Source organism: Roseivirga sp., from assembly GCF_034669765.1.
GTDB lineage: Bacteria > Bacteroidota > Bacteroidia > Cytophagales > Cyclobacteriaceae > Roseivirga.
This window is the reverse complement of the sequence record NZ_JAXMOQ010000002.1, coordinates 195,890-216,248: the sequence shown is the minus strand read 5'-3', so window position 1 is coordinate 216,248 and position 20,359 is coordinate 195,890. Positions and strand designations below refer to the sequence as shown.

Annotated in this window: 18 protein-coding genes; 6 read left to right on the top strand and 12 right to left on the bottom strand. The window is 40.7% G+C overall.

The annotated features are described in order from the left end of the window. Positions 1-148 precede the first annotated feature (148 nt). Positions 149-1,012, top strand: coding sequence for an acetylxylan esterase (locus VOI17_RS04000; protein WP_323755950.1), 864 nt, complete (start codon positions 149-151; stop codon positions 1,010-1,012). Beyond that, positions 1,009-1,530, top strand: coding sequence for a DUF1648 domain-containing protein (locus tag VOI17_RS03995; protein ID WP_323755949.1), 522 nt, complete (start codon positions 1,009-1,011; stop codon positions 1,528-1,530). Before VOI17_RS04000 ends, VOI17_RS03995 begins: the two co-directional genes overlap by 4 nt. Positions 1,531-1,591: 61 nt before the next feature. Here VOI17_RS03995 and VOI17_RS03990 read toward each other — a convergent pair whose 3' ends face one another. From VOI17_RS03990 to VOI17_RS03935, 12 genes are all read right to left on the bottom strand, one after another. Further along, positions 1,592-2,674 carry an o-succinylbenzoate synthase gene (locus VOI17_RS03990; protein WP_323755948.1) on the bottom strand — a complete coding sequence of 361 codons (1,083 nt, stop codon included), beginning with the start codon at positions 2,672-2,674 and terminating at the stop codon, positions 1,592-1,594. Further along, complete coding sequence (locus VOI17_RS03985; protein ID WP_323755947.1) at positions 2,674-3,258, bottom strand: riboflavin synthase; 585 nt, start codon at positions 3,256-3,258, stop codon at positions 2,674-2,676. The genes VOI17_RS03990 and VOI17_RS03985 overlap by 1 nt, the downstream gene beginning before the upstream one ends. Positions 3,259-3,274: 16 nt before the next feature. Then, on the bottom strand, positions 3,275-3,838 hold the full coding sequence (locus tag VOI17_RS03980; protein WP_323755946.1) for a 1-acyl-sn-glycerol-3-phosphate acyltransferase: 564 nt from the start codon (positions 3,836-3,838) through the stop codon (positions 3,275-3,277). Next, the gene (locus VOI17_RS03975) at positions 3,835-4,644 is read right to left on the bottom strand and encodes a patatin-like phospholipase family protein (protein WP_323755945.1); all 810 of its coding nucleotides are present in this window, start codon (positions 4,642-4,644) and stop codon (positions 3,835-3,837) included. Before VOI17_RS03975 ends, VOI17_RS03980 begins: the two co-directional genes overlap by 4 nt. Before the next feature lies 1 nt (position 4,645). Continuing rightward, positions 4,646-5,494 (bottom strand): MBL fold metallo-hydrolase, encoded by an 849-nt coding sequence (locus VOI17_RS03970; protein ID WP_323755944.1) that lies wholly within the window; start codon positions 5,492-5,494, stop codon positions 4,646-4,648. Between the two features lie 131 nt (positions 5,495-5,625). After that, positions 5,626-6,777 (bottom strand): acetylornithine deacetylase, encoded by a 1,152-nt coding sequence (gene argE / locus VOI17_RS03965; protein ID WP_323755943.1) that lies wholly within the window; start codon positions 6,775-6,777, stop codon positions 5,626-5,628. Positions 6,778-6,852: 75 nt separating this feature from the next. Next, positions 6,853-8,247 (bottom strand): hypothetical protein, encoded by a 1,395-nt coding sequence (locus VOI17_RS03960; protein WP_323755942.1) that lies wholly within the window; start codon positions 8,245-8,247, stop codon positions 6,853-6,855. A gap of 183 nt (positions 8,248-8,430) precedes the next feature. Continuing rightward, the gene (locus VOI17_RS03955) at positions 8,431-11,433 is read right to left on the bottom strand and encodes a WD40/YVTN/BNR-like repeat-containing protein (RefSeq protein WP_323755941.1); all 3,003 of its coding nucleotides are present in this window, start codon (positions 11,431-11,433) and stop codon (positions 8,431-8,433) included. A 184-nt stretch (positions 11,434-11,617) separates the two neighbouring features. Beyond that, positions 11,618-14,257, bottom strand: a complete 2,640-nt coding sequence (locus tag VOI17_RS03950; RefSeq protein WP_323755940.1) for an ABC transporter permease — start codon at positions 14,255-14,257, stop codon at positions 11,618-11,620. Beyond that, the gene (locus tag VOI17_RS03945) at positions 14,244-14,591 is read right to left on the bottom strand and encodes a PadR family transcriptional regulator (protein WP_323755939.1); all 348 of its coding nucleotides are present in this window, start codon (positions 14,589-14,591) and stop codon (positions 14,244-14,246) included. Before VOI17_RS03945 ends, VOI17_RS03950 begins: the two co-directional genes overlap by 14 nt. 152 nt (positions 14,592-14,743) lie before the next feature. Then, complete coding sequence (locus tag VOI17_RS03940; RefSeq protein WP_323755938.1) at positions 14,744-15,679, bottom strand: glyoxylate/hydroxypyruvate reductase A; 936 nt, start codon at positions 15,677-15,679, stop codon at positions 14,744-14,746. Continuing rightward, positions 15,661-16,257 carry a DNA-3-methyladenine glycosylase gene (locus VOI17_RS03935; RefSeq protein ID WP_323755937.1) on the bottom strand — a complete coding sequence of 199 codons (597 nt, stop codon included), beginning with the start codon at positions 16,255-16,257 and terminating at the stop codon, positions 15,661-15,663. Before VOI17_RS03935 ends, VOI17_RS03940 begins: the two co-directional genes overlap by 19 nt. 134 nt (positions 16,258-16,391) lie before the next feature. Here VOI17_RS03935 and VOI17_RS03930 point away from each other — a divergent pair, with 134 nt between their 5' ends. From VOI17_RS03930 to groL, 4 genes are all read left to right on the top strand, one after another. Beyond that, complete coding sequence (locus tag VOI17_RS03930; RefSeq protein ID WP_323755936.1) at positions 16,392-16,931, top strand: DUF2911 domain-containing protein; 540 nt, start codon at positions 16,392-16,394, stop codon at positions 16,929-16,931. 144 nt (positions 16,932-17,075) lie between these two features. Next, complete coding sequence (locus VOI17_RS03925; RefSeq protein ID WP_323755935.1) at positions 17,076-17,921, top strand: DUF2911 domain-containing protein; 846 nt, start codon at positions 17,076-17,078, stop codon at positions 17,919-17,921. A 303-nt stretch (positions 17,922-18,224) separates the two neighbouring features. After that, a complete protein-coding gene (locus tag VOI17_RS03920; RefSeq protein ID WP_068413244.1) occupies positions 18,225-18,503 on the top strand; it encodes a co-chaperone GroES in 279 nt (92 codons plus the stop codon). 30 nt (positions 18,504-18,533) lie between these two features. Next, positions 18,534-20,168, top strand: a complete 1,635-nt coding sequence (gene groL / locus VOI17_RS03915; protein ID WP_323755934.1) for a chaperonin GroEL — start codon at positions 18,534-18,536, stop codon at positions 20,166-20,168. The last annotated feature ends 191 nt before the right edge of the window (positions 20,169-20,359 follow it).

The following is a 20,359-nucleotide window of genomic DNA, read 5'->3' as shown; positions in this document are numbered from 1 at the left end:
ACGGTGAATAGTTGTCTTTTCAAAGTAATTTACCCTTTGTATAAAAAAGGTTACTGCCCTGTGACTTAGTATTATTACTGAAGTGAAATACTGAAAAGTATTTTTATCTTCAACACAGCTAATCAAACTTTGAATAAACAGCACTAACATGAAAGCAAGATTAATAATAGCATTGTTGATATTTACCATATCACATTACTCCTACGCGCAATGTGAGTCGGTTACGGTTCAAAGTGTATCCGAATTCACTCCATTGGCTATGGATTCTTTATATGAAGCTGATGGCCTTAGAGACGGCCCTGATTATGATGGTGCTACGTTATACTTTCCTACCAATGGGGAATCCAATTTAAAGAGTATCGTCCTCGTACCAGGCTACAAAGCCACACAAAAATCTGTGAGTTTCTGGGCAAGATACCTTGCCGAGCGTGGCTATGTCACCATGACGATTGGTACAAACGTTTTAACCGACAGTCCTGCATTAAGGGCCAAAGGACTGGTGGATGGCATGGAAACGATACGTCAAGAAAACAAAAGAAGGGATTCACCATTATTCCAAAAACTAGACACTGAAAATATAGCTGTTGGTGGCTGGTCCATGGGTGGTGGTGGTGCACAATTGGCTGCAGCACTCGACAAAAGAGTAAAAGCTGTTATTGCCATTGCTCCGTGGTTATACCCTCAAACGCTTGTGCAATCAGACCTGGAGCACGCTGCACCAGTGCTAATTATCAGTGGTCAGGTTGACCCAACGGCCCCGCCAGCAAAGCATTCGAATGTACACTATGACTACACCCCAACAACGACCACAAAAATGCTCTTTGAAATTACTGAGGGTAATCACTCTACTCCGCTGTTCCCAAGCACAGGAAATGGAGATGTAGGCAATGTAGCCTATGCTTGGCTTGAAACTTTTCTACGTGGCAACGACTGTTATCTGCAAATGCTAAATGTCAATTCATTGAATCAAAACTCAACAGCGTCAAAGCATCAAACCAATCTGAAAAAATGAGTGAAAATGGTCGCCCAATATTAGCGCTTAAGTTATCAGGAGTTGATATAGGCATGGAGCTTTTGGGTTGGCTGTCATTGATAGGGATTTGGGTTTTAGTATTTCTGAATTTTCAGAATTTACCTGACACAATACCCATTCACTTTAATGCGGCTGGAAAAGCAGATGGGTTTGGTAGCAAATGGAGCATTCTAACATTACCAATTATTGCATCAGTACTATACGTTGGAATGACGATTTTGAACAAATTTCCTCATGTTTTCAACTATCCTACTGAGGCAGTAACAGAAGAAAATGCCTTGAAAAACTACACAATGGCCACCCGGTTAATCCGTGTATTGAAGTTAACGTTGGTTATAATATTTGGACTGATTGTGTTTAGAACATTACAGAATATTAACGGAACGGCTGAAGGCTTAGGCGTTTGGTTCTTGCCCTTAACAATAGGACTTATTTTTATTCCAATTACCTACTACATTCTAAAATCGATTAGACAGTCAAAAACGAATGTTAAGTAGGTTTATTGCCACATTTTAGCTCATGGTGAATGCATATACTGCTCCTCATAATGACAGTGAATTACTTTCCTATGGTTCCCCAGCCCATTGCTTTGTTAAACAGCAGTTCGCCTTTCCTGATTTCTAAAGGAGAATTGATGTTGTTGTGGTAGAGTTGACCAGTGCCCAAGCCTTGTGGTAAGGTGGGTTTGTATTGGGCTGTGAATTGAGCAATGGCATTTAAGCCAATATTAGCTTCCAACATGGAAGTCATCCACCAACCAATGTTTAGGCTTTCGGCTATTTCAATCCATTCTCGGCAAGAAAGAATCCCACCCAATAAAGCGGGCTTCAAAATGATATACTGTGGTTGAATACGCTCTAAAAGTGCTCTTTTCTCTTCTATAGAATTCACTCCAATGAGTTCTTCATCCAAAGCAATAGCCAAAGGGCTTTCTGCACAGAGCATCTTCATTAACTCATATTGATGAGGCTTAATTGGCTGTTCAATGGAATGGATCTCCAAAGCGGCCAACTGCTCTAGCTTTTCCATAGCATCAGCTTCTTTAAAGGCACCATTTGCATCTACCCTGAGTGTTACATCATTGGCTGAGTATTGCTCTCTAATGCCTTCTAACAAAGCCAATTCGGCATCGAAGTCGATAGCACCAATTTTAAGTTTGATGGTATTGTAGCCTTCCTTCAGCTTATCATTGATCTGCTTTTGCATAAAAGCCTTCTCTCCCATCCAAATCAAACCGTTGATCGGAATTCGATATTTACCTTGCGCAAATGGAGTATCAAAAATGATTTGCTTGCCTCCGTTGAGCAGATCGAGCAAAGCTGTTTCTAATCCAAAGCGAATGGAAGGTTTTTCAATTGGCGTATTGGCTGAAATAAACTTCAGCAGCTCACCAGCTTCTTCTGGAAAATCTAATACTGAAAGCGTATTGAGTAAAGTTCGAAGTTCATTTTCGTAATTAGGGTTATAGTCTATGCTAAGGCCTTTTAGCGGACTGGCTTCTCCCCAACCAATGCAGTCAGGATTCGCTCTTTCCCAAACCTTGATGAACCAAGTTTCCTTTTCTGTTAATGAACCTCGGCTAGTGCCTGCTTCGAAACGAAACTTTAAAAGGTGCGGAATAACTTCGAACTGTAAACGCATTACTTCCCTAATAAGCGCTTAACGTACTTCCCAATAATATCGAATTCAAGATTTACCTTGTCTCCAGCCTTCAATTGGTGGAAACAAGTATGCTCGTAGGTATATGGAATAATGGCGACTCTGAAGCTTGCTTCTTCTGAATTGAAACAGGTTAGACTTGTACCATTCACGCAAATTGAGCCTTTTTCTACAGTTACATTTCCTAAACTAGGGTCGTACTCAAAGTCGAAAAGCCAGCTTCCATCCTGTTCTTGTACTTGAGTGACTGTGCCAATTTGATCCACATGCCCCTGCACTACATGACCGTCAAATCGGCCATTCGCCACCATACAGCGCTCTAAATTCACAACTGTACCTGTCTGCCAATTCGCCAAATTCGTTTTCTTAAGGGTTTCTTCAATGGCGGTCACCACATGTACTCCATCCTTCACTTCCACCACAGTAAGACAAACGCCATTATGAGCTACACTCTGATCAATTTTTAGTTCTCCACTTAAGTTACTTTTTACAGAAAAGTGAACGTTAGTACCTTCCTTTTCTACTTTTTTGATTTCGCCTGTGGTTTCAATAATCCCTGTGAACATCGTTTTCTATACAATTTTATTTCACGCCTAACTCTGGGTATTTACCTGTTTTAGTACGGTAAAACGCCTTCATCTTTTCAATATCTTCCTCTACATTTCCCGAAGGGTAAATGGTTGGGCCTATACCCGCTATTTTGTCTTTAAAGTCTAAAAAGCCGAGTACAATTGGCACTCCGCCTTTCATGGCAGTATAGTAAAAACCCGTTTTCCATTCAGGAACATACTTTCTGGTTCCTTCTGGAGTAACCATTACCGCAAGCTCATCTCTACTTTGAAATAGAGCGGCCATCGCATCTACTGTACTTTGTCTTTTTTCGCCAGGTTTCTTGGGAGATCTATCTATAGGAATTGCCCCCATACTTTTGAGCATCCAGCCCAACGGGCCCACCATAAATTCCTTTTTGATCGTGAAATTCAATGGAACTTCCAGCAGATAAAAAGCTGCTCGGGCATATACAAAGTCCCAATTAGTGGTGTGAGGCGCTGCGGTAATGACCACCTTTTTCACTCCATCAGGGAATTTTCCTTCGAGCTTCCAGCCCGTTATCCAAAACAAAAACCTAGAAAGTAATTTCATCATTTGGCCGAAATTGAGGGTTGTGATTTAGCTTTGGTAAGCAATTTAATAACAGCGGGCTCATCAGCATGTGTATCGAAATAATGCATGGCAGATTCGTAGCCAATTTCATAAATCTCTTGCGCCTTTTTCATATCGAAAGTAGTGTATTTACGCAGGGAAGTCGGCTCAATCAAAATGTCACAGTATTCTTTACTTGCCGAAACATTGGCATTCACGCTTACCATAGAAATGCGTTCTATCATTCGCTTTGGCCCATCCAAATCATTTTCACGAATTACAGGCGCTACGCTGACTCCAATTACAACATCACAAGTGCCTCGTAAAACCTCAGAGGGTAAGTTATTGACGATTCCCCCATCTACATAAGCTTCATTTCCTATTCTCACTGGATCGAAAATAAAAGGAATACAACTCGAGGCCATCATAGCTTTTACCAAGGGGCCAGAAGAAAACACATGTTTTCGACCTTCATTCAAGTTAGTGGCTATAATTTGTAATGGAATTTGAGCATTATCAAAAGTGTCTTCCTTAAAGAATTTCTTAAAAATATCTTCGCTTTTGCTCATGTTAATAAGGCCAGAAAGGCTAAAGGCCGGCCATATAATCTTGAACAGGTTGGTTTTAGAAATCAATTCCAATGCTTCTTTAGGCTTATAGCCATGCGTATAAAAAGCACCGGCAATTGAGCCTGCACTCGTACCAGAAACCGCATTAATTTCGATTCCAAGTTCGTCCAGTGCTTGCAATACACCAAAGTGTGCAAATCCGCGAGCGCCTCCGCCCGATAAAGCAATTCCTGTTCTCATTTTATAGTACTTCTGACAATGGGAAGGTACGGTTTAGCCTTACTCCTCTCTCTGTATTCTTCACTGTACAACACTCATTCATTGAGTCGTGTTCAAGAAAAAGGATGTATTCGTTATCGGCTGCTTCTTTCAAGAATTTTTCTTTCTCTGAAAGGGTAAGTAGCGGACGTGTATCATAGCCCATTACATAAGGCAAGGGAATATGGCTAGTAGATGGAATCAAATCAGCTGTAAAAACGATGGTTTTGTCTTTGTACTTGATTTTAGGAATCATCTGCTTGTCGGTATGTCCATCGGCCAAGAAAATATCGAATTGTGAAAAAGGAGATTTCCCATCCAGAGGAACCTGATTCAAATGACCGCTTTCTTGAATTGGTAGAATGTTTTCTTTTAGAAATGACGCCTTCTCACGTGCATTGGGTTCGGTAGCCCATTTCCAGTGGTCGGCATTCGACCAATATTTTGCATTGGGAAAATGTAGTTGCAGCTTATCTTGGTTGTCTCCCACATAATCTACACCACCACCACAGTGGTCGAAATGCAAATGGGTTTGAAACATGTCGGTAATGTCATTTGGAGAAAACCCAGCCTTCTTTAACGAGCCATCCAGGCTAGCATCTCCGTGTAAATAGAAATGGCTGAAGAACTTTGCGTCTTGTTTATTCCCAATACCATTATCAATCAAAATCAACTGATTTCCATCTTCAATCAAAAGGCAACGCATTGCCCAAGTACACATGTTGTTTTCATCCGCTGCGTTGGTTCTTGTCCAAAGTGATTTGGGGACAACGCCAAACATGGCACCACCATCGAGTTTAAAAAAGCCAGTATCTATAACGTGTAATTTCATAAGCAATGGGTTTTACATATAATCAGGCATTTCAGTAACCTGCCTTTCAACTGCAAGGTCGCTTAATTAGAATATTTGCCCAAATGGAATGATGAATTTAAGGTCGTTCTGCTGAAACATGGAAACACTCACTAACTCAGCTTTTGAATCAGTTTGTCCATAAACTCCATGCCTTGAATAAGCTGATCTTTATGGATGAATTCGTTGGCCCGATGAGCTTGTGCTATATCACCAGGGCCACAGATTACGGCTTGGAAACCACCTTCGGCAAACTGCCCTGCCTCAGCAGCATAAGACACAGCATCCAATTTTGGATTTCTTACCAAATCTTTCACTAATACTACAACCTCTTGATCATCTGGTGTATTCAAGCCTGGCACGGCAGGATGCACATTACCTGTAGAGATTTTAAAATCAGGATGAACTTTCCTTAATTCAGCTTCGCGTTCTCTACAATACAAGTCGAACTCTGCTTTAATTTCTTGTGGTGTCTCTGAAGGAATAGTACGTACATCCCAACTGAACTTACATTCTTGGGCAATCACATTGGGCGCAATTCCACCTTTCACCATTCCTATATGAATTGATGTATGATTAGGCGTAAAGCGATCATCTGTTCTTCCCGCTTCAATCAAAGAGTTCATTTTGTTCTCAAGCCAAAGGATTAAACGCATGGCTTCATGAATAGCACTTACTTCTTGCTTAATTCGGCTGCTATGCCCTTCTGAGCCACTTACAGTAGTTTCAAAAATACAGATCCCTTTTTGCCCTGTTACTGGCCGCATCATGGTAGGCTCTCCAATGATGGCGAACTTAGGTTTTACTTTGTAATGGGTATTAATGGCTTTCACCAAGTCGGGAGCGCCTAAACAGCCAATTTCTTCATCGTATGAAAAGGCGAAGTAAATTGGCGTTTTCAAATTAGCTTTGAGCATGGTGGGTAAAGCCGCTAAACAGCAAGCCACAAATCCCTTCATGTCGCAGGAACCACGGCTGTATAACTTACCATCTTCTTTGTCTGTCAACACCCAAGGATCAGTATCCCAAGCTTGGCCTTTTACTGGCACTACATCCATATGTCCAGAAAGAATGACTCCGCCTTCAGCTTCTGGGCCTATTCGACAATGGAGATTCGCTTTGGTTCCGTCTTCATTTGGTACACGGTGATGTTCTACCCCATGTTTATCGAGATACGCTTCAATCCAACCTAAAATTGACAGATTGCTTTCGCCCCCTAATACTGGAAATGAAACGAGTTTGGTTAATATTTCTTCAACATTCATAATTTGGTCATTAGTCACTTGTCATTAGTCATGGGTATAAACTTCTTAATACCCAATACTCACTTACCCTGTACCCTAAAAAGGTCCCCAGTCAATGCTTACGCTGAAGAGCAAAAATAGCCATGAAACGATCAGAATTACACCCACAACAGGCATAATAAATCTGAGCCAGCGGTCAAAGGAAATTCGGCACATGGCGAGCATGGCAATTAAGCCGCCCAAGGTTGGATTGAAAAGGTTGGTTACTCCATCACCTATCTGAAAAGCAAGAATTGTGGTTTGACGGGTTAAGCCTAAAACATCCCCCAGTGGAATCATAATGGGTAAAGTAGCCAAGGCTTGTCCGCTTCCCGAAGGAATTAAGAAATTAATACCGCACTGCGCCAAAGACATGGAAACAGCGGAAGCATAAGTAGGTAAGTCACGAAGCGTTTCAGCTAAATTAAAAGCGATGGTATCGGAGATATTGCCCATTTCCATGGCTACCTTAATGGAAGTTGCCAACCCCACCATAAAAGCCCCAGGAGCCACTACGGCTACTGAAGATAAAACGGTCTCTCCTATTTCTGTTCCTGACATTCGGGCAGCGAGGGCTGCCACAATGGAAATAATAATGAACATGGCGCTAATTTCGGTAAGGTACCAGCCATGGGTAAATACGCCATAAAGCATTACTACCAAGCCGCCAACGAAAATGATCAGCATTAACCAATCCTTGCCTGTCATTCCATAAGTATCCAATGGTTTAGAAAGCTGAAAACCTTTGGTGTCCAAGCCAATAGAAAGGCTCTTTTCCGGATTTTTTAATATTTTTCTGAAATAGCGAACATTGACATAGGCCAAAGCACTAAGGGCGACAATGCAAAGTACGGAACGTAAGAGCCAACCCGAAAACATGGGCATTTCGGCCAAGGCATGTCCAGTGCCAACGGTGTAAGGATTCACAGGCGAAAGCCCGAAACCAACAGTTACACCACCTACAGCAATTCCTGCTGCCAACATTAAATCACCCCCTAAAGCCAAACTAGCAATGGCCGCAATGGGAATCATGGCAATATTATTTTCATAGCCTACAAAAACACCAAGGGCTCCAAAAAGGTAAGTCATAATTACGACCAGCAGCATTCTTCTTTCGAAGCCCATTTTCTTAACGAAAGTACCTACTGCGTTTTCGATCATTCCCGTTTTTTCCAACACCCCGAACATGATACCGCTTGAAAGCACTACAAAAATGATAAGAATGGCGGAAGAGAAACCTCCTGGGATGGCCCTAAACATGTCTAGAAAAGACAAAGGGGTTGGGTCGATTTGATGGTATGAGCCTGGCTCCACCATTTGGCGGCCATCTACCTCTACTCTATCGTAAGCTCCTGCTGGAATGAAGTGGCTTAACAAAGTAATGAGGATAAGAATACCAAAAAGCATCACAACTGGATGTGGGATATTCGAATACCATTTCTTCTTTTCCATAGGCTATTTTGATAGAAGCTAGCTTAAGCCTGAATTATGAATTAGACTTTCTCTGCCTTGTTGGCAGACAAGTATTCCATAAATAAATCTCTTCATTACGAAACCTAATACATAAATCAGGTTAAAAAAAAGAACCCTCCAAAAATTCGAAACTTTTGGAGGGTTCACTTAAAAGGTTGACGATTATTTCAATCCTTCTAAAGCTTTTTTAATTGCGTTATGCTCAGCCTTAAGCTCTTCTAAACGCTCGTAAACATCTTGTCCTGGCGCTTGGTCAGCTCTGCTCAACATACCATTTAGGTACCCTAATTGGCTTTGAAGCATACCTTGCATGTAAGTTCCTGGAGGAGTTACAATTCTGTAATACAAAGCTTCCAGTTGATCTTTCTTTAGTTGGTCTTTCTTACTCAGTTTCTCTTTATTTAATGAGTTATCCAAGTTTTTTCTCGCTTCTTCAACAGCGATCAATAAACGATCAACATCCTCAGAAAAACTCTGAAGTTCTAAAGCTACTCTTTCTTGCTCTGCAACATCAGCATCTGTTACAAGTGTAGCCCTAGGGTCAAGGCTTAATTTGAATTTCTCAGTATAAGTCTTGTCACCCACTTTCATTCTAACGGTAAACTCTCCAGTAGAAACCATCGGGCCAAAACCCTGATAAGATCTTCTAGGGTTACTGTCCCATCCGCCTGAATTACGCATATTCCAAGTAAAACGGTTCAATCCTTCTTTTTTACCTAAGCCAGAAGATGGTGGTGGTGTAGAAAAGCCAGTAGACATATCTACTTCTAAATTATCAACTGGTGCTGGTCTTCCGCTAGTGAATGACTTCACAATTCTACCTTCCTGATTAATAATGTCCAATTGAACTTCCTCATTAGTGTCACTCAAGTAGTAGTCAATATCTACTGCTGAACTAGGATATTCAGGAACACCTCTTGATCCACGGTTTCTGAAACGGTAAGCATCTTTTGGTTTGAATAAGAAAGCATCTGCATTTACAGCAGCCTCCATATTATACAAACTTGTGATATTGTCTAATATCCAGAAGCCTCTACCCATGGTAGACATGGCTATATCGTTGTTATGGATTTTTAAGTCAGTAATCGGAGTAACAGGCAAGTTATTTTGGAAAGAAACCCAATCCTTACCATCGTTCATAGACATGAACAAGCCAAACTCTGTACCTGCAAACAATAAGCCTTCTTTGTTCGGATCTTCGCGTACTACTCTCACCGGATAATCATTTGGAATACCTTTAGTGATTAACTCCCAATTCTTACCGTAATCTTCTGTTTTGTAGATATATGGTCTGTAATCATTTAATTGATATCTCAGCACAGTAATATATGCTTTTGCAGGATTGTGTGCAGAAGGTTCAACTGAATCTACACGACCATCTTTTGGCATATTAGGGGTCACATTCGACCAATTCTTACCACCATCTCTAGTTACATGAACAGGGCCATCATTTGCTCCTACCCATATTACGCCTGGCTGAACAGGTGATTCTTGAATGGCATAAATCGTACTGAAATATTCTTCACCCGTTACATCTCTTGTAATTGGTCTACCCGCAGAAACTTGCTTGGAAGGATCAAAAGCCGTCAGGTCTGGAGAGATTATTTCCCATGTTTTACCATTATCGGTTGTTTTATGTAAGTATTGAGAACCATGATAAACTAAATCTGGGTTGTGCGGAGATACCGTAATTGGAGCTACACGCTGAAATCTAAACTTCAATTTATTTCCATCATGACCATAAATATTCATTGCCCCAATGCTATACTGCATTTCTTGTCCTGTACGTTTGTCGTACACTCCAAAGTTTCCTTTACAGTTAGAGTAAACGATATCTGAATTACCTGGCTTTGGAACAGCTGGGCCAGTTTCGCAGCCACCAAGGCTAAAAATAGGGAAGTCATTAGCGCCAGTAGGAAGACTAGGTACAGCTAAAGTTGAATTATCTTGCTGTCCAGCATAAATCCAGTATGGTTCCTGATCGTCAATATCTATTTGATAAAGTTCAGCAGTCGGCTGGTTCAATTGTGTTGACCATGTTTTAGCATTATTGATGGTTACGTTCGCACCACCGTCATTTCCTTGCACCCAAATTGAAGTATCGTTAGGGTTGATCCAAATATCATGGTTATCACTGTGCGGAGTAGAAACACCTCTCCACGTTTTACCACCATCTGTAGACTTATTAAAACGCAATGCACTATTATATACTACATCGGCATTTTTTGGATTGGCATAAATGTTTGTGTAGTAGAAAGGGCGGTTAGTTAGGTTTGAATTATCACTTACAAACTCCCATGAAGCACCACGGTCATTCGATCTGTAAAGTCCACCTTTATCATCTCCAGCTTCGATATTTGCATATACCCTATTTGGGTTAGCAGGCGAAACAGCAAAGTCAATTTTACCAATAAGACCATTCGGAAGTCCTTTCGTTAATTTCTTCCAAGTATCTCCACCATCGGTTGATTTGTATACTCCACCTTCCATAGAACCTGAAATAATATCCCAAGGTTTTCTTTCGGCACGCCAAGCACCAGCATATATGGTGTTCGCATCGTCTGGAGCAAACTCTAAATCAGAGAAACCAATACTATCAGAGTGATAAAGTACCTTATCCCAGTTTTTACCACCATCCTTGGTTCTGAAAACACCGCGTTCAGTGTTTCTTCCAAAAGCACTACCTATGGCAGCTACAAATACTATATCTGGGTTATTTGGGTTGATTTCTACCGCGCCAATCTGACCAGTTTCTTTCAATCCAATAAACTCCCAAGTCTTTCCAGCATTGGTAGACTTATACACTCCTTTACCAGTAATCACATTCGATCTAAGGCCGTCAGACCCAGTTCCTACATACATGATGTCTGGCTTCTTTTGGTATACCGCAATGGCACCAATAGAAGGGGTTGAAAAATATCCGTCTGAAATATTGTCCCATGAGTTACCATAATCATCGGTTTTCCAAACACCTCCACCAGTGGCTCCCATATAGAAAGTAGAGGGCTGTGATTCCACTCCCATAACGGCAGTTACACGGCCACCACGGTTTGGTCCCAAATTTCTAAATTGAAATGCATCGAGTTGAGGGTTGTCTTGCGCCTGGCCAAAATTAAAAATCAGCAAAAAGAGCGCGGAAAGGGTTAGTAGTCTAGTTTTTCGCATATCCTATAATTCTTGAATTGGGAAGGTAATAAACTCAGGTTTAGAACCCTTCAAAAATTGGTTGACTGGTAATATGGTTATAGATATGACACTGAAAGTTAAATTTTCCCCTTCACCCAGGATGCATAAAGCAAAAAAGCCAATCACCATGGATTGGCTTTTAATATCTATTCAATTCATTCTATCATTCACTTCTCAAGGCCTTCACAGGATTGCCCATGGCAGTTTTCACCGACTGAAAACCAACTGTAAGCCAAGCGATGATAGCGACAACAATCACTGGAGCTAAAAATAGCAAGGGGTTATTAATATTAATTTGGTAGGCAAATGTGGCCAGCCAATCGTTCATGATCCAATAGCCTACTGGGATAGCGATCACTGCTCCAATGACCACCAATTTGGTGAAATCCGAAACCACAAGTAGCGTTAAGTTTTTTACGGTCGCACCTAGTACTTTTCTCACCGCAATTTCCTTTCTTCTTCTTTCCAAAGTAAAAGCAGCTAAAGCGAACAACCCCAAGCAAGCAATGGCGATGGCCAAACCAGAAGATGCAGTAAAGAGTTTTCCGAATCTTCGTTCTTCTTCATAAAGTGAATTAAAAGAGTCATCAAGAAACACAAAATCGAAGGGTTCATCCTGAACTAGTGCATTCCATCCGGACTCCACTTGCTTTACGGTTTCACCAAAGTTACCAGTTACCTTAAGCGATAGAAAATCTCCTCCGTACCAGTCTCCTTCCATACGTCCGTCTTCAAACATTCTCCTGAGGATTAAGGGTTCAACTGAACGCTTTAAACTTGCATAATTGAAATCACGAACAACTCCAATAATTGTATAGTCTTCGCCATCTCCCCTTGATAATTTTTTACCCAAGACCTCATCGAAGGCCAAGGCCTTCTTTGTCGCTTCATTGATCACCACTGATGCTGAATCTGAGGCGAGATCATTCGAATAGAACCTGCCCTCTACCAATTCTAAGCCCATGGTTTCTAAATATTCATCTGTGGTAAAGAGATTCATAAGACTAAAAGACCTTGGATTGTCTTCCATGGTAGTATATCCCCAATCTGAAATTCTATCAGACACATAGCGGTCGGTTAGCGAGATGGATTCTATATTTGGATCCTGAAGTAGCTGATTTTTGAAGGCTCCGAGATTGTCCTCTAAGACTCCCGTATGCTTTACCACCATAATTTGCTCCGGTTGAAAGCCAAGCTTTTTATCGCCCATAAACCTAAGTTGCGAAAACACCACCATTGTGCTAATAATCAAGAAAATTGAGATAGCGAATTGAAAGGCCACAAGGCCTTTTCTTAAAAACACATTCCCACCACCTATTTTACTTTCTCCTTTTAATGCCCTGAGCGGCTGGAAACCAGAAAGGTAGAATGCTGGGTAGCTACCAGCCAGTAAGCCCACTACCAAAACTAGCCCCAATAATTTAGACAAAGTATCCACAGCCAATAAGTCCGAATAGCTGAAATTTCGATTGGCCAATTGGTTGAAACCATCTAAGAACAAACTAGCAATACCCAGTGACAAAATCATGGCCACCAAACTGATGAGCATAGACTCAACTAAAAACTGATGTACCAATTGCTTTCTTCTGGATCCCAATACTTTACGCATACCTACTTCTTTTGAACGAGCAGCCGAACGAGCAGTAGAAAGATTCATAAAATTGATACTGGCGATTAGTAGAATGAAAAACGCCACAGCGGAAAATATATATACATTATTAATATCGCCTTGAGATCCCAAAGCCATATGTGGATAATAAAGGTGAAGATCCTTCATTGGTTTCAAAGTGAAAGTCCTTGCTTTTCCTCCCTCTGCCAAGTATTCAGCATAATTAGCGTGCCCAGTATATTTTACTAAATCAGGGCCAACGTACTTAGCTACAAAATCAGGATATTTGGCCTCTACAGATTCTGGAGTGGCGCCAGGCACCAACTTGGCATAGGTAAAGAAGTTATTACCCGTCCAATTACCTACAGTAATCCAGCTTTCATGTGGGAAAGATTCAATGAAATTATAGTGAAAGTGCGTATTATTTGGCGGGTCGGCTACCACGCCTGTCACTTTGATGGAGTTGCCACCAACGGTGAGTAATTGACCGTAAGCTTCTTGATTCGGGAATAATTTAGCCGCTAGCGATTTCGTAATTATAATAGAGTTTGGCTCTGTCAGTGCTTTATCTGGATTTCCTTCTAAAAACTGCACAGTAAATATTTTATGAAAAGTGGAGTCGGCTGAAAAGCCCTCTCCTTCTTTAAAAATTTGACTATTGACCTTAAATGTTTGATCGTATGGTCCAGATAATCGAACGACCTCTTCGATTTCAGGGAAATCTCTTTTCGATTGAGCCCCCAAGCTAGCTGGAGTATATTGACCACTCTGACCATTGGCAATGCGATAAACACGGTCTACATCTTTATGAAAATTATCGTAGCTAAGCTCATTAGTGATGTAGAGCATAATGAGCAAACAGGCGGCTAAACCTAAGGAAAGCCCTGAAATGTTGATAATGGAAAAGAACTTTTGGCGAACCAAACTCCTGACCGAGATTTTGAAATAGTTTTTGAACATGGCAATGTTGTTTAATGAGTTAATATCTTCTAGACCTTTGATATATTTTGGACGGAAGAATCGAAGTATATCCCATCCGAATTTGCGTTTTGCAGCCGTTAAGCCGTCTGTTTCGACCCTTTTATAAAACAGCTCATAGGCATCTCCTTCAATGATCTCGCGTATCCTTGGTTTACAGTAAAACTGTAAAAACCAAAGCGCCCATTTTGGAGGCTCGTGATCAAATTGCTGCATATTGATTTAGACCAAAATCTATGTTTGGAATTTGTTCGTGCAGTCGGTTGCGTTGCTCGCGCACAAAATTGAGGGCCTTATTTCCGGCAACAGTCACCGTGAAAAATCGCTTTCTTCGACCTCCCCTTTCGTTGGTCGCTCCGCCCACTTCAGATTTCAAAAACTCTTTGCTTTCCAAGCGATCTAATGCCGAATGCACCGCACTAATATTGATTTTACGTTCGGTTTGGGCTTCAATTTCTTCCATTACACTAATGCCATAGGCATTGTCGTTCAGAATGGCCACTACGAGCAAAACCAGTTCCTCGAACTCTCCTAGATTAATTCTTTGCATCTGTTTTTATTAGTTTCACAATAGTAAATGAAATAGATATGTTTCACTATTGCAAATGAAATAAAAACAGTGTTACTGAAACGTAATATTTGTGTAGTGAAATGGAATAACGAGCGCTTGAAGCTGCCAATTCCCTAAAGAGGCTTCAAAGCTTAATAGCCATTATCCATGTCTATTTGGTGAAGTAGGTCTCCCCCATTAATTAGCCTCTCGATGTTCTCTTTAAGAAGGCTAATGGCCGATTCAGGTGAAGTAACACTGGCCACATGAGGTGTGACCACTACTTTTTCATGCGTCCAAAACGGATGATCACTTGGTAAAGGTTCTTGGTGGAACACATCTAGCATAGCACCCGAAAGATGATTCTCCTGAAGCAGTTTTAATAAATCATTATCTACTAAATGATTTCCACGAGCTACATTAATCAGGTAACAGCCCTTTGATGTTTTGATCAACAGTTCATGGTTCAATATCCCCACTGTTTTTGGGGTGATGGGTAATAAATTCACCAATACATCAAGTTTAGACAGGAATGTATCCAGATTGTTTTCATCATAACATTGCACTCCTTCTATTTGCTTTTGAGTTCTAGAATAACCTGAAACCTCAAAGCCGGCAGAACAAAGTTGTTTGGCTAAATGTCCACCGAGTTCGCCAAGGCCCATTACTCCTACTCTGAGTTTATTGTAAGTAATCCGTTCCCAATGAGTCTTTTGTTGGTTCTGCTGAAGCAGCCCAAAACTTCTTTGATGCATGATTACGCCCATCATCACGTAATTGGCCATGTCCGTAGTTAAATTCGGATCTACAATTCTGGTAATGGGAATGTTTTCCGGAACTTGGGGGTCAGTCATTAAATGATCTACTCCTGCACCAAGCGAACTGATCCATTTTAAATTGGGAAGTTTTTCAATCACACCTTTGGCCAAAGGCTTCCAAACAAAAAGCGCTTCTACTTTGCTTAAGTCATCTTCCGTAGGCCAAACATGGATTTTACTTACATATTCCGATTGGCTTAATCCTTCAATCCATGCTTTTGGATCCCATATTGAAGTTGAAAGTAGAATGTCTATTTTTTGCTTACCCATTTTGAATCTTTAATATAAAACCGCCAAGGTTTCAATGCGTCTTCTTCGGCATAATCCACCCCTATTCGCGTACTCGTAATTATTTGGTCTTCGGAAACTTCGAGTTGCTCTTCGATCCATATTTCATTTCCCAATAAGCTGAGACCATTATGGGTTTTAGTGTTTAAACCTAAAGCCTTACCCACATTTCCTGGGCCCGAAGTTAGTGCTTTGGTCAACTTATCAAACCCTCTTCTTTTAAGGATGGTATCAATTCCTTCTATTGGTTGAAATGCCCTGATCAAAACAGCATCAGCCAGTCCTTCCACATTCGTTACAATGTTGAGCATATGGTGAATTCCATAGCAGAGATAGACATAAGTATGACCTCCTTTTCCATACATGACCTCTGTTCTTGAAGTTCGGAGACCATTATTGGCATGGCAAGCTTTATCGTTTCTGCCAGAATACGCTTCAACTTCAGTAATAATCCCAGCCGTTATCCCTCTGTTAAAATTGGTGACCAATTTTTTACCTAAAAGCCTTTTGGCCAAAACATCAACACTGTTCTCTTCGTAAAACCCTCTTGTTAATTGCATTGAATGAAATCTAAATGACCAAAAGTCTATAAAGCCTTTGTTCAGATCAATTATACTGAACCTAAAACAAGAAATTCAGTTTACTTTACTGAATCAAAATTCGACTTTAAAAATTAAGCACTAAATTTATACCTATGAAAAGAACACTGACCCTAATTGTAATGCTTGGCCTTTTTGTCTTTACTCAAAACGCCTTTGCTCAAAAACCAGCTGCTAGTCCATTGGCTACAGTAAAACAAATGATTGGCACTACCGAAATGGAATTGGTATATAGCCGTCCTAGCCTTGCTGGCAGGGATGCAAATGAACTAGTAAATACTCTTAATAAGGGTGTGTGGCGTACAGGAGCTAACACAAATACCATTATTGCTTTTGACAAAGATGTAACCCTTGGTGGTAAAGCACTTAAAGCCGGTCGCTATGCATTATGGACAGTACCTGGTGATAAAGAATGGAAAGTTATTATTAGTAGTATTACAGATAAATGGGGAACATCCTACGACAACTCTGGCGATGTAATGAGCTTCATGGCTCCTGTAACTAAGACTTCTAATAAAGTGGAGACTTTTGTGATCAACCTTACGGATTTTGATAAAAATTCAATGGACAAAGGAAATATCGAATTGGCTTGGGGAAATCTTTCTGTGAAATTCCCAGTGAAAGTGAATAACTAAATCACACAAAAAAGTATAATAGAAGGTCGGCCATTAAGGTTCGACCTTTTTTTATACCCTGTTGAACTTAATTAAGGGAAAAGGGATTGCACAACTGTTACAGAGTAATCATTTATATTTGAACCGCACAAACACAAAAACCACATGAGAAAATATTCATTCATCCTAGCTGCTCTTTTGATCAGCGCAATGGCAATAGCCCAAATTAAAATGCCCCCGGCAAGCCCTACTTTCGAGTTAAAAGGCACCGTAGGATTGGCAGATGTTAAAGTAGTGTACTCAAGACCTAGTGCCCGTGGCCGACAAGTGGCGGGAATATTAATTCCATATAACGAAGTATGGAGAACAGGCGCAAATGCTTCAACAAAAATCACTTTCAGCGAAAGTGTAAAATTAAATGGCCATCCTGTGCCTCCCGGCACTTATGCCCTTTACACTCAATTTACTGAAGAAGTAGCTACTATTATTTTAAGCAAGAACCTTACTTGGTGGGGCGCTATTGGCTACGAAGCCAAAGATGACCTTTTGAGATTTGACGTACCTGTAAAACACCCAAGTAGCATGTACGAGACCTTTACCATTAGCTTTTCAGATTTCACCATGAACTCTGCCAACCTGAATATGAAATGGGAACATACAAAAGCGATGTTCACTATAGAGTCAGATGTTGACAGCAACGTAATGGCTGATATTAAAGCACAGGTAATCGATAAAAAGCCTTCTGATGCAGGCGTTTATTTTCAAGCCGCTGGTTATTATTATGACACTAACCGTGATGCTAAATTGGCTTTAGAATGGACTAACAAAGCCATTGCAGGCAGTACTGATGAACAATATTGGGTCATTCACCTTAAAGCCAAGTTGCAAGCCAAATTAGGGATGAACAAAGAGGCCATTGCTTCGGCACAGAAATCAATGGCACTGGCCAAAACTGGTGGAAACCCTGATTATGTAAGGTTGAACGAGCAATTGATTGCATCTTTGAAATAAGATTATACTATTCAATAAAATTACAGAAAGAGGTGGCATAATGGCTACCTCTTTTTTTTGTTTTATATCATTGCATTGGCCGATAAAGAAGTAGCTGCACAATTACCACCTGACAGTACGACTTACAAGCAAATGGGTATACTCCATAGAATCTGACAAAATTAAATCCCTCCTGCTCGTAAAAGCAACATTCAGCTGCAAAGCCTGACAAAAGCCTGACAAAACTTCATATTTATCGATTGGCACATTTAATGCAAATGGGCTCTTCGACAAATTGTTTTAACACTTAACTATTTATAGAAAATGTCAAAAGTAAACATCACTCCATTGGCCGACAGAGTTCTAGTAGAAGCTGCCGCTGCTGAAGAAAAAACTGCTTCTGGTTTAATCATTCCTGACACTGCGAAAGAAAAACCACAAAAAGGTATTGTAATAGCAGCAGGAGCTGGAAAAAAAGACGAGCCTTTAACTGTAAAAGTTGGCGATACTGTATTGTACGGTAAATATGCTGGTACTGAAATTTCAGTAGAAGGTAAAGACTACTTGATCATGAGAGAGTCTGACATTTTTGCAATTGTTTAATCGAATCAGAAATTAAAAAACTAAAATAAAATGGCTAAAGAATTATTCTTTCGTAATGACGCTAGAGACCGTCTGAAAAAAGGTGTTGACACCTTGGCAGATGCTGTAAAAGTAACCTTAGGTCCTAAAGGTAGAAATGTAATTATCGATAAAAAATTCGGTGCCCCTACCGTAACTAAAGATGGTGTTTCTGTAGCAAAAGAAATTGAGCTAAAAGAGCCAATCGAAAATATGGGTGCTCAGTTGGTGAAGGAAGTTGCTTCTAAAACTGCTGATAGCGCTGGTGACGGTACTACTACTGCCACTGTTCTTGCTCAGTCTATCTTCAACATTGGTATTAAGAATGTTGCGGCTGGTGCAAACCCAATGGACTTGAAAAGAGGAATCGACAAAGCTGTTTCGGCTGTTGTTGCTAACCTTAAAAGTCAATCAAAATCAATCCAGAACTCTAACGAGATCAAGCAAGTAGCTACCATTTCTGCCAACAACGATGAAGAAATCGGGCAAATGATTGCTGATGCAATGGACAAAGTAGGTAAAGACGGTGTTATCACTGTTGAAGAAGCTAGAGGTACTGAAACTGAAGTGAAAACTGTAGAAGGAATGCAGTTTGATAGAGGTTACCTTTCTCCATACTTTGTAACCAACACAGAGAAAATGGAAGTAGAGATGGAGAATCCTTACATCTTGATCTACGACAAGAAAATCTCTTCAATGAAAGAATTGCTTCCAATTCTTGAGCCAGTAGCTCAAAGCGGAAAGCCTTTAGTAATTATTTCTGAAGATTTAGATGGTGAAGCCCTTGCTACCTTGGTAGTAAATAAAATCAGAGGTTCTCTAAAAATTGCTGCTGTTAAAGCACCAGGCTTTGGCGACAGAAGAAAAGCAATGTTGGAAGACCTTGCTATCTTAACTGGTGGAACTTTAATTTCTGAAGAAAGAGGGTACAAGTTAGAAAACGCTACAATGGAGTACCTTGGTACTGCAGAAAAAGTGAATATCGACAAAGACACTACTACCATTGTAAATGGTGCTGGAACTGAAGCCGATATTAAAGCGAGAGTATCGCAAATCCAACAACAAATCGAAAACACTACTTCGGATTACGACAAAGAGAAATTGCAAGAAAGACTTGCTAAACTCGCTGGCGGTGTGGCTATCCTTTACATTGGAGCTGCTACTGAAGTAGAAATGAAAGAGAAGAAAGACAGAGTTGACGATGCATTGCATGCAACCAGAGCAGCCGTACAAGAAGGTGTAGTTGCTGGTGGTGGTGTAGCGTTGATCAGAGCTGCTGCTGCTTTAGATAGCGTTGAAACTGACAACGAAGATCAAGCTACTGGTGTTAACATCATTAGAGTGGCTTTAGAGTCTCCATTAAGAACAATTGTTGCCAACTGTGGTGGTGAAGGTTCTGTGGTAGTAAACGAAGTGAAAAACGGTAAAGCTGATTACGGTTACAATGCTCGTACTGAAAAGTATGAAAACCTAATTGCAGCGGGTGTAATTGACCCAACTAAAGTAACTCGTTTAGCACTTGAAAATGCTGCTTCTATTGCTGCACTTCTTTTGACTACTGAATGCGTAATTGCGGAAGAAGTTGAAGAAGGTGGCGGAATGCCAATGCCTCCAATGGGCGGTGGTGGAATGGGCGGCATGATGTAATCTGCTTCGCTTAGTACATAGTATTTAGACAATAGTATCTAGTATATAGAAAGAGCCTGATTCGAAAGAGTCAGGCTTTTTTGGTTACCTGTGAGTTTTTTTAAAAGAAAAACCATTCGAAGCGTCATGCTGAGGGTTGAGCCTTTCTTACAGTCTGAATGCTCCCTCAAAGCAAAATAGGCGAAACCGAA